The organism is Aliiglaciecola sp. 3_MG-2023 (assembly GCF_030548205.1).
GTDB lineage: Bacteria > Pseudomonadota > Gammaproteobacteria > Enterobacterales > Alteromonadaceae > Aliiglaciecola.
In genome coordinates, this window is the sequence record NZ_JAUORV010000011.1 from 163,240 (window position 1) to 173,756 (window position 10,517).

The window sequence follows — 10,517 nt, forward strand, 5'->3', positions numbered from 1 at the left end:
TCATATATCTTGTTCTTCTTCCCCTTCAGGGAAATCTAAATACAAAGTGAGAAGTTCCTCACTTCGACTAATTGTTAGTTGTAGCGAATCTGATTGATTTAACGCTGCCAAGGCCTCAATAGCCTGGTCAGGATCAGTCAAATCTAAGCCGTTTATCTCTGTAATCACATCGCCAACTTTAAACCCCGCACCTTTAAATAAGCTTGGATTTTTACCTGGTGCTATTTTATAGCCAGCAATTGAACCACCTTGGCCTTGAACAGGCGAAACCATAAAATATTCTGTAAACCCGCTTGGATTACGGCGTATTTCGCGAGTCGTTTCCACCAAATCTGGCGTTAATTCAGTAAATTGTTCTTTATCGTCTATTGTATTGTTATTGGCCACTTCAACAGGGGCTTGATAAGCTTGGCTTTCTTTTGAGTATTCTAACCCGTCTAACATTAAGGTTTCACGTCTAGGGCCATTTTTAATAATTACCCTATCTGCAAAGACTTCAACTAAGCTTGCGTTTGTACCATCAATTTCGTCGTCAATGCCATAGGTATTTTGTGAACCACGGTTTTCAATAATGGCTGCACCAATGCCTGACTCGTCAGTTTCGACGACACCGGTAAGGGTTAAGTTCAAACGAGTTTCAGGAGCCTCTGTGATTTCTTGTTTAACAGGCGTACTTTCTTTTGCTGTTAAATCGCCAAACAGGTTTAAACTTTTTAGTTGCGACAAACTCACCCGTGAACTTGAATTATTCGAATTATTACCTGTTTGACTCGTTTGAAAACTAGATTTAGCTGTCGATTCCGGTTCAGGAATCAGCCGCCAAGTCATCTGTGCAAGAAAAGCCAAAAGATACAAAACTAACAAAATAACCACCAACAGATTAATCTGTGATTGATATTTGCTAATTTGCAGCCATATTTGATTTAAGTTTGTACTACTAAGGCTCATCTTTACCACTTCTTGGTCGATTATTGTCGCTAAACGAGGACAATGATAACCAGTAGATTAAAGGCTCACAACTATTAAAGATTAACATTACCATATAATTACAGTTCAAAGGTTTTTAAGCTTACGCGCAATAGGCTATATATGAAGAATAAGACAGACAACAAAAACACTGAAATAGTTCGCTTGGATAAGTGGCTTTGGGCTGCACGGTTTTTTAAAACCCGATCTTTAGCTCGAGACATGGTGCAATCTGGCAAGGTGCAATATAATGGACAACGAGCAAAGGCCAGCCGAAGTGTCGAATTGGGTGCGACAATTGTGCTCCCTGCCGGATTCGATAGCAAGGAAGTAATTGTTGAAGGGTTAAGTGACAAACGAGTCAGTGCTCCCCAAGCTCAATTACTTTATGGGGAAACCGAAAAAAGTATCGCGCAACGTGAAAAAAATGCAGAAGCGCGAAAATTAAGCGCATTTCATAGTCCGCGACCTGAAAGTCGACCGGATAAAAAGCAACGTCGCAAAATTATTCAATTTAAACAGCAGTAAGAGAAAGTTATGTCCCATTTTGATCAGTTACATCGTTATGTCTTTACCAACGCCAATGTACGCGGTGAACTTGTCCAACTAGAAAACAGTTATCAAGAAATTCTGGATTCGCAGCAGTATCCTGCTGTTATTCAAAAGTTGCTCGGCGAACTAATGGCAGCGGCATCTCTTCTAACTGCAACCTTAAAGTTCAAAGGTGAAATTGCCCTGCAATTGCAAAGTGAAGGCTGTATCAAATATGCAGTGATCAATGGCACTCACGATCAAAAGTTACGTGGTGTGGCTAGGTGGGATAGTGAAGTAAAAGAACTGCCTGCATCCCTTACCGATTTATTACCTAAAGGTGTATTGGTAATTACCATTACCCCTGAAGAAGGGGAGCGCTATCAGGGAATAGTCGCTGTAGACAAGCCAACCTTATCTGAATGTCTTGAAGGGTACTTTAGCCAATCTGAGCAATTACCTACTAAGGTTATTTTAAAAACCTCTGCAAGTGATGGTGTAAATAGAGCGGGTGGTTTGTTTCTACAGGTTTTACCCACAAGCAGCGAAATGACTAACGAATCTGAACATGAGGAATTCGCTCATTTAAGTACTATCAGCCAAACTATTACCGCAGAAGAGTTGTTAGGTTTACCCGCCACTGATGTATTGCACCGACTTTATCACCAGGAAGAAGTTGAACTTTATCCGCCTCAAGAGGTTAAATTCTCTTGTAGTTGCAGCAAAGAGCGAAGTGCCGCGGCAATCGCCAATGTTGATAAACAAGAGTTACTGAATATTGTCGCAGAAGATGGTGCTGTTAGATTGAATTGTCAGTACTGCCATAAAGAATACAGCTTCGATGCCGTAGATGTGGAATCTATCCATAACGGCGCATATGCGGCCCCAAAGCAAACGCAATAAAGCGACCTTGTCGTTACAGAAAATAATTAGTCGCTCAGGGTTGTTATGTTATGTTGTCGCTCAGGGCTGTTATGTTATGTTGTCGCTCAGGGCTGTTATCTAGTGGTTCTAGATGCCGTTTTTGGGTATCGTGAATAGCCCTGATTAGGCTAAATTAGCTAATAGGTAGAGTGACTCTTGCCACAAGGCCACCGTCAGAGTGGTTACTTAGTTCGATGTTTCCTTTATGCAGGGCAACAATTCGTTGAATGATGGCAAGGCCAAGGCCAGAACCTCCGCTGCCCCTGGCGGTGTCGCCTTGAGTAAAAGGTTGAAACAAGTTTTCAATATTTTCTTTTGGGATGCCAGGTCCGTAATCTCGGACTTCAAAACACACTTGTTGCTTGGGTTTATCATAACAGCTAGTGATTAGGATATTTTCACTGCCATAACGAAAGGCATTTTCAATGAGATTATCCAATACGCGTTTAATCGCAATCCGTCTTATCATGACCTTTGGCAATTCTGTCAATTGGGTATCGATATGGTAATTTTCTTGAATATTACGAGCTTGGACAACATCTTCGATAAGCTCGTTCAGCGACAGCAACTCTCGACGTTCTCGGGTATCCTGTCGCACATAATGAATAAACTGATCGATAATGTCATTCATATCTTCTATGTCGTGAACGATCCCGTCTTTTATCCATAGTTGTTCGTCGGGAAGCATTTCAGTTGCTAGTCTTATGCGTGTTAATGGTGTGCGCAAGTCGTGGGATATCCCCGCGGTTAATAGTGCTCGATCATCTTCTAATTGTTTAATTCCCTTCGACATTTGATTAAATGCGCTGGTGACTGCAATTAATTCACTTGCACCTTCTTCTTTTAACGGTGCAGGAACCTTGCCTTTCGCCACCTCTAACGCCGCCACTTGCAAGGCGTGGATGGGTTTATTCAAGCGACGCACAAAAATCCAACCGCCAGCTACGCTCAACACGCCGATGACAATCAAATAGATTGTTAGCGGGGAAATATCACCTTCGCTAAAACTCGCCATGGGAATGGAGATCCACACTTTTGGATCTTGCGGAGGGTTAACCCAAATTAGGTATGGTTCAGAAACTGAAATCCTAACGTCTGCTTCTCCTCCCAATAAATCGGAAATTTGACGAGAGAAAAATTGATAATAAATAGCTTGTTGCAAGCCACTTTCGACAGCTTGTTTTTCGCTGTAAATGCGAATATTGGTCGCATCGAAAATATGCTGTTGAGTTTGTGGATGGAGATAATCGACTTCTTCCAAAAATACCATATTAATTTGTTTGGCAATTAAGGAATTAATCTGTTGGTAATTGGGTCGAATAAAATAGTAAGTTACTGATAAATATGACACTACTTGGTTGATCAACAATAACACGCCAATCAATAAGACGGTTTGTCCAAATGCACTTTTAGGAAAGATTCTCACCAGTAGTGTTTCAATCTAGCTAGCATGGCATAACTTCATTTACTGAGCTTCGCCATCGGGAACAAATACATATCCTAATCCCCAAACCGTTTGAATATAGCGAGGGTTGGCAGGATCTATCTCCAACATCCGTCTTAAACGCGATACCTGAACGTCAATACTGCGTTCTAAAGCACTGTAATCTCTACCCCTTGCTAAATTCATGAGTTTATCCCTTGATAGCGGCTCTCTGGGGTGGGTGACTAATGATTTTAATACCGCAAACTCACCACTGGTTAAGGTTAGCGCTTCACCGTCTGCAAACATTTCCCGTGTGGCGAGGTTTAATTTGTATTGTCCAAACTCCACTATCTGCATTTCCTGGGATGGAGCACCGGGCGCTTCGGTGGTTTTTCGACGCAATACTGCTTTGGCTCGCGCCAGTAATTCTCTGGGGTTAAAAGGTTTCGGCAGATAATCATCTGCGCCCATTTCTAAACCAATGATACGGTCTACTTCGTCGCCTTTTGCGGTCAACATGATAATTGGAATTTCGTTTTCTTTTTGACGCAAACGACGGCATATAGAGAGGCCATCTTCACCAGGTAACATCAGATCCAGTACTAACAGGTGAAAATTTTCACGTTCTAGAAAGCGATCCATTTGTTCAGAATTGGCCGCTGAACGCACTTGATAACCTTGTTCCACCAAATAGCGTTCTAGCAAGCTACGTAGGCGCATATCATCATCAACAACCAATACTTTCTGTGTTTCTTGTCCCATGTCGACCCTCAAAGGAAATAATCCGCTAATCACACCACTATAAATGAATACTAGGGAATTCAAAAGATTAGCAAAGTAACAATGTTCAGTGGAGTGTTACAAATTGTTTGTGACGGGTAGTGGGGGCACCGCGGTATGGAGTGATTTTGCTATAGCACACCTAATATTTTATCCATTACCCAATTGGTGTGGCTGGCACTAGTTGCCTGACTGGGATGAACGCTCAACCCGCGTAAATGTTCGGCCATGGCTTGTACAAAAGGGCCTTGAATGGGATCTGGGGTGGGCATCGCCAGTGACTCACTACCTTGGTCGGTCAAAATACTGGCCGGTTGATCGCCAAATATTGCAAACTCTATACGCCCCTTGCTGCCGAGTATTTGCATTTTGTCTTGATATGAATCACAGGCGAAGTTCCAGCTTCCGATGCCAGTTACACCAGATTCGAACAGTAAGTTGGCAACAATAGCGTCATGGGCTGAATATAAGCCTTGCTGATTGCGGCAAATTCCCTGTGCTTGCCGCACGGGTCCCAACAAAAACGTCATGACGTTTAATCCGTGACTGGCAAGATCATCAAAGTATCCACCGAGGGCAACACTTTTGTCGGTACGCCAGTTGGGTATTTGACGTAAATCTTTATCTGAAGGGAAGCGGCTATAAAGCCATGAAACTTGTCTAACGGTGCCAATTGTTCCTTTTTCCAAAACATTTTTGAGTGCAACGAAACCGGGTAATGAACGTCGATAATAGGCTATGAAAAGGGGAAGGTTTTGAGACTCAAAGGTGTCCTGTATTAACTGACATTGACTGAAATTTAATGCCATCGGTTTTTCTATGCAGCAAATCTTATTTGCTTTGGCGACTTTCAGCGCTAAATCACAGTGACTATCAGGTGGGGTTGCTATGTAAACAGCGTCTATATTGGGATCATCAATCAACGCTTGTGGGCAAGTATAGTGATGGGGAATGCTGTGGCGAGAAGCAAATTCTGCAGCTTTTCCGGGTGAGCGAGCGCTTACTCCATATAATTCAAATCCAGCCACTTGCTGATAGGCAGGGCCGCTTTTCTTTTCGCACACACCACCGCAACCAATCATACCCCAACGAATTGAGTCAGACCGGCTACCCATTATTCTTTGCTAACCCAATCCATTTGGAAGCCTGCTTTACGCTTCCGCTCCAATAGTTCTTCTATCAAGGGGGATAAAATCAATTCCATGGCGAGTCCCATTTTACCGCCTGGTACCACTAAAGTATTGATTCTAGACATGAAAGATCCATCTATCATCTTCAATAAGTAAGGGAAGTCTACAGTCCTCATTTCACGGCGGAACCTTACTACGACAAAGCTTTCGTCTTGAGTTGGAATTTCTCGGGCGCTGAAAGGGTTACTCGTATCTACCGTAGGCACCCGCTGAAAATTAACATGGGTGTTTGAAAACTGCGGAGTAATATAGTGAAAGTAGTCTTCCAAACTGCGCACAATACTGCTCATCACAGCTTCGCGAGTATGGCCGCGATCTGTGGTATCGCGAATAATCTTTTGTATCCACTCTAGGTTGACAATAGGCACCATGCCTACCAGCAAATCAACATGCTTAGCGACATCGGCTTCTGGGGTGGTGACACCGCCATGCAATCCTTCATAAAATAATAAATCAGTGTTTTCAGGGAGATCTTGCCACGGCGTAAAAGTGCCGGGCATCTGATTGAAAGGCACTGCTTCGTCAAAAGTATGCAAATATTGACGATGCTGACCTGTACCTGTTTCACCATATTGAGCAAACAGTTTTTCGAGCATAATAAAGTCGTTGGCTCTTGGTCCAAAATAACTAATATGCCGGCCCTGCTCTTGGGCTTTACGAATTTCAACTTCCATTTCCGGACGTGTGAAACGGTGAAAACTATCGCCCGCAACAGAGGCCGCATTGACAGTTAAATTACGAAATATATGCCTAATGGCATTCGTCGTCGTAGTTGTACCTGCTCCAGAGGAACCTGTTATTGCAATAATTGGATGTTTTACAGACATATTGAACGTTTCGAGGATTAAGGACCATTAGTTATAAGCAAGGCGAGCCAAATGGTCAAGTCATTTACGCTGGCAAAGTTTAATTCAATTCTGAAATTAAGCTAATTTGGGGTGCTTGAATTTTGGGTGGCTTCACCTGGGGTTATAAACAGTAAACTGGTAGCTTCGTCGCAATGGGCGGTGTGCCAATGACCTTTTGGCACGACGGCAAAGTCACCTTGTTGTTTTAATAATTGTTCTTGGTCTTGCTTCCCCACGCGGATGATTAACTTACATTGTCCAGACAACAAAACCACTAACTCGTCTCCTGTAGGGTGCATTTCCCACGTTTGCCAATTCTCCGTAAAGCTATGGGCTGAGACTAAAGAATGATCTTTAAACCCTGAAAACTCGTGGTCTAGCTGCTGGTAAATACTGTCGCTAACGTCTTTTGTCGCGACTGATAAGTCGGGTTTTATAATAGCAAAGGTCTTTAATAATGTTTTAGCAAGCATCTTTATTACCCCGTAGTGACAGGTTATTTTCTGTTGGGTTTGTACTTACCCCAAGTGATACCGATTAATTCCACTAGAAATGCAGCATTCAAGCCGAAGACTAGGAGTCCATTTACGGCACTTAGTGCGCCCATAATTCGCCATTGTTGGCTTAAAATCACATCACCGAATCCAAGTGTCGTGAAGGACGCAATGGCAAAGTACAGTGCCTCTTCCAGCTCAGTAAATTCGCCAACAAACAGAAACGCAAATGCCCATATCCAGGTATTGATAGTGATGCCTAAGACTAACCACAGAACCGATAGTACAATGACAATAGGACTCTTGATGTGCATATAATCTCTGGTTTCAAATTTTCGTATCTGGTCAAAACGAGATGATAATATACCTAAAAATATCACTTGAACGATAATCGTTAAAATGATGATGAACGAACCTAAAACTAACTGGTTAAGCATAATGGTTTGACTTTATATAATACTGAGACATTATAAGTTTATAGATTAAATCAACTATATGCTTTGTGGAAATTGATGCAAGTACTTGAGTGTGTGCTCTTTGATACGGAATTTACTGCCTGGCATGGTTCCAAGCAGCGAAACTGGTCTGAAAACTGGGAACATCGAGAGCTTATTCAAATTGCTGCGGTTAAAATTCGTATGACCCGTGACTCAGCTTCAATACTGGCTAGTTTCAATGAATTAATACGCCCCACTATTAACCCGCAACTTAGTGATTACATAACAAACTTAACCGGTATTGAACAAGCTATGATTGATGAAATGGGGGTTGATTTTGCTTCTGCATTAAAACAATTCCATCTTTTCTGTAATCAAGGGGATATCCCCGTATTTTCATGGGGCAACGATTTATCTGTGCTACGTCAAAATTGTGAATTATATTCCTTACAACTACCAGATTTTCAACGTGGCTTTCACAATTTGCAGATGATTATTCGCAATTTAGGTTTACAAGGCGTTGAACAGTCAAGTGGTGCTTTGGCTCGTTTCCATGGAATATCACTGCAAGGGCATATTCACAACGCCTTGTATGATGTACGCAGCCTTGCAGCAACGTTAGATATGTGGCTTCGTAAGCGAGCGCTTACTATCGAAAACCTACTTTTTACAGAAGGTAGATAAGTAGAGTTCTTCGACTTTCTTGCGGGCCCACGGCGTTCGCCTAAGGAACTTCAGACTTGAGCTCATACTTGGATTTTCAATAAAGCATTTTACTTTAATTCTCCAACCTAAGCCCTCAAAGCCATACTCTTTATGCAGTGCTTCAAGCATTTTCTTTAGGGTGATGCCATGTAATGGATCACCCTGTTGGCCTGGTTTGTTATCTTTGATATCCAATTTAATTTTGTTCTCTAGCAATGGCGCGATAGGCAATATCGTCGCGATAAAACATACCGTCCCAATTAATCTTATGAACTAAATTATAGGCGTTCTTTTGGGCTTCTGTTACTGAGTTTCCTAAAGCGGTGGCACACAACACTCTGCCACCGTTAGTGGTGACTTTAGCATCCACTAATTTTGTGCCAGCGTGAAATACTTTACCTTCGGTTTGTGAAGCCAGCTCTAGCCCTTGGATCTCTTTCCCTTTAGCATAACTTCCAGGATAACCCCCTGCCGCAAGAACTACCCCTACTGCCGCTCTGGAGTCAAATTCAATATTAGCTTCATCCAGTTTGCCTTTTGTGGCCTGCAAACAAAGGGCAACAATGTCGGATTGCAAACGTAACATAATGGGTTGGGTTTCAGGATCGCCGAATCGACAATTGTATTCAATTACTTTAGGTGTGCCGTCAGCCATAATCATCAAACCAGCATATAAAAAGCCAGAATAAGGATTGCCTTCACTTGCCATTCCTTCAACTGTTGGGTAAATCACTTCGTCCATTATGCGCTGGTGGATTTCTGGGGTGACTACTGGAGCCGGTGAGTATGCTCCCATGCCGCCTGTATTTGGGCCAGTATCGCCATTACCAACTCGTTTGTGATCTTGGCTGGTGGCAAAAGACAGGACATTTTTACCATCTACCATTACGATAAAACTGGCTTCCTCGCCATCCAAAAATTCTTCAATAACCACGCGGCTGCCAGCGTCACCAAAGGCATTTCCAGCTAACATATCACGAATTGCATCTTCAGCTTCTTGCTCTGTCATTGCTACAATTACACCCTTGCCTGCGGCTAAACCGTCGGCTTTAATTACAATGGGCGCGCCTTTTTGTTTCAAATATGCCAATGCAGGTTCAATTTCAGTGAAGTTTTGATACTCCCCCGTAGGGATGTTATGACGAGCTAGAAAGTCTTTGGTAAAGGCTTTAGAGCCTTCCAATTGCGCGGCCGCCTTAGACGGTCCAAATATGGTTAAGCCTTTAGCTTGAAATGCATCAACTACACCAAGTACCAAGGGAGCTTCTGGTCCTACTATGGTTAAATCAATGGCATTTTGTTCAGCAAATTCAAGTAATCCGGCGACGTCATCTGCTTGTATATCGACATTGCGCAATTTATCTTCTATTGCGGTACCAGCGTTTCCAGGTGCTACATAAACGGTTTCTACATAGTCATTTTGAGCTGATTTGAATGCTAAAGCATGTTCGCGACCACCGCCGCCAATGATAAGTATTTTCATGAATCGATTATCTTATTAACTGATTGAGTAAGGAGTGGAACTTTATAATGGCAGGAATTGTACAGAATAAACGCGTAAAAAGCGTGTCTAACTGCACGCTTTTTATAGTGAATTTGGTTCTAGGTTATTAAATGACAGTTTATAATTTCGAAAATTCTTGTTTCAGTTGGTATTTGTCATCGGTAACGATAGCTTCAAGGGTGTTGAGACGCTCTTTAATTGCTTTAAGTTCAGCTTCTAAGGCGGTGACATTGCCAGAGCCCGCTTCCAATTTCAATTTTGCATCCATCATTTTTTGTTTATGCCCAAAAACCATGGCCAAAATGACTATGGGTAAAACAAATACTAGTAAAATGTCCATCTATCTTCCTCGTTATGACTGTCGTTGTGTGCTTTGATGTATTTAAAAGCAAATTGAATACCAATCAAAATATATAATAAAAACAGTATGTTGCATATATCTAAATTTATTATTTTGGTTTCTAGAACGAATTATTAGTCAAAAGTACTACTTAGCTGTGTAATTTGCAAAATTCTTAGCCTGCGGGGCTAAAGCTCCCATCTGTAGCCTGGTCTTTAGGCCATGGAATTTAAAGTGGTATTTAAATTAAATTCACGGGGCTAAAGCACCCGCCTACAGGGTGGCGGTTGTAGCATGGTCTTTAGGCCATGGGTTTTAATGTGGGATTCAAATTGCATTTACGGGGCTAAAGCACCCGCCTACAGGGTAGCG

Annotated in this window: 13 protein-coding genes; 3 read left to right on the top strand and 10 right to left on the bottom strand. The window is 42.2% G+C overall.

Features of this window, described 5'->3' with window-relative positions; translation table 11 throughout:
• Window positions 1-948 (bottom strand): type II secretion system protein GspC, encoded by a 948-nt coding sequence (gene gspC, locus Q4574_RS13960; protein WP_303474756.1) that lies wholly within the window; start codon window positions 946-948, stop codon window positions 1-3.
• A gap of 141 nt (window positions 949-1,089) precedes the next feature.
• Here gspC and hslR point away from each other — a divergent pair, with 141 nt between their 5' ends.
• Complete coding sequence (gene hslR, locus Q4574_RS13965) at window positions 1,090-1,494, top strand: ribosome-associated heat shock protein Hsp15 (protein WP_303474757.1); 405 nt, start codon at window positions 1,090-1,092, stop codon at window positions 1,492-1,494.
• Window positions 1,495-1,503: 9 nt separating this feature from the next.
• Window positions 1,504-2,400 (top strand): Hsp33 family molecular chaperone HslO, encoded by an 897-nt coding sequence (hslO, locus tag Q4574_RS13970; protein ID WP_303474758.1) that lies wholly within the window; start codon window positions 1,504-1,506, stop codon window positions 2,398-2,400.
• Between the two features lie 154 nt (window positions 2,401-2,554).
• On the opposite strand, the gene envZ is transcribed toward hslO, so the two are convergent.
• The 6 genes from envZ to Q4574_RS14000 form a co-directional block, all read right to left on the bottom strand.
• Window positions 2,555-3,847 carry a two-component system sensor histidine kinase EnvZ gene (gene envZ, locus Q4574_RS13975; protein ID WP_303474759.1) on the bottom strand — a complete coding sequence of 431 codons (1,293 nt, stop codon included), beginning with the start codon at window positions 3,845-3,847 and terminating at the stop codon, window positions 2,555-2,557.
• 39 nt (window positions 3,848-3,886) lie between these two features.
• Window positions 3,887-4,609 carry a two-component system response regulator OmpR gene (gene ompR, locus Q4574_RS13980; protein WP_303474760.1) on the bottom strand — a complete coding sequence of 241 codons (723 nt, stop codon included), beginning with the start codon at window positions 4,607-4,609 and terminating at the stop codon, window positions 3,887-3,889.
• Window positions 4,610-4,758: 149 nt separating this feature from the next.
• Window positions 4,759-5,742, bottom strand: coding sequence for a Gfo/Idh/MocA family protein (locus tag Q4574_RS13985; protein ID WP_303474761.1), 984 nt, complete (start codon window positions 5,740-5,742; stop codon window positions 4,759-4,761).
• Window positions 5,742-6,644: a phosphoribulokinase gene (locus tag Q4574_RS13990; protein ID WP_303474762.1), complete on the bottom strand. Its 903-nt coding sequence runs from the start codon at window positions 6,642-6,644 to the stop codon at window positions 5,742-5,744. The genes Q4574_RS13985 and Q4574_RS13990 overlap by 1 nt, the downstream gene beginning before the upstream one ends.
• Before the next feature lie 101 nt (window positions 6,645-6,745).
• Window positions 6,746-7,138, bottom strand: coding sequence for a cupin domain-containing protein (locus Q4574_RS13995; RefSeq protein WP_303474763.1), 393 nt, complete (start codon window positions 7,136-7,138; stop codon window positions 6,746-6,748).
• A 23-nt stretch (window positions 7,139-7,161) separates the two neighbouring features.
• Window positions 7,162-7,596, bottom strand: coding sequence for an ion channel (locus tag Q4574_RS14000; RefSeq protein WP_303474764.1), 435 nt, complete (start codon window positions 7,594-7,596; stop codon window positions 7,162-7,164).
• A 75-nt stretch (window positions 7,597-7,671) separates the two neighbouring features.
• On the opposite strand from Q4574_RS14000, the gene Q4574_RS14005 reads away from it, so the two are divergent.
• Window positions 7,672-8,280 carry a 3'-5' exonuclease gene (locus tag Q4574_RS14005; RefSeq protein WP_303474765.1) on the top strand — a complete coding sequence of 203 codons (609 nt, stop codon included), beginning with the start codon at window positions 7,672-7,674 and terminating at the stop codon, window positions 8,278-8,280.
• Here Q4574_RS14005 and Q4574_RS14010 read toward each other — a convergent pair.
• The 3 genes from Q4574_RS14010 to Q4574_RS14020 form a co-directional block, all read right to left on the bottom strand.
• The gene (locus Q4574_RS14010; protein WP_368411644.1) at window positions 8,257-8,532 is read right to left on the bottom strand and encodes a VF530 family DNA-binding protein; all 276 of its coding nucleotides are present in this window, start codon (window positions 8,530-8,532) and stop codon (window positions 8,257-8,259) included. The genes Q4574_RS14005 and Q4574_RS14010 overlap by 24 nt on opposite strands.
• Entirely contained in the window at window positions 8,498-9,784 is a 1,287-nt protein-coding gene (gene purD, locus Q4574_RS14015) for a phosphoribosylamine--glycine ligase (RefSeq protein WP_303474767.1), read from the bottom strand. The genes Q4574_RS14010 and purD overlap by 35 nt, the downstream gene beginning before the upstream one ends.
• Before the next feature lie 139 nt (window positions 9,785-9,923).
• Window positions 9,924-10,145, bottom strand: a complete 222-nt coding sequence (locus Q4574_RS14020; protein WP_303474768.1) for a hypothetical protein — start codon at window positions 10,143-10,145, stop codon at window positions 9,924-9,926.
• Window positions 10,146-10,517: the final 372 nt, after the last annotated feature.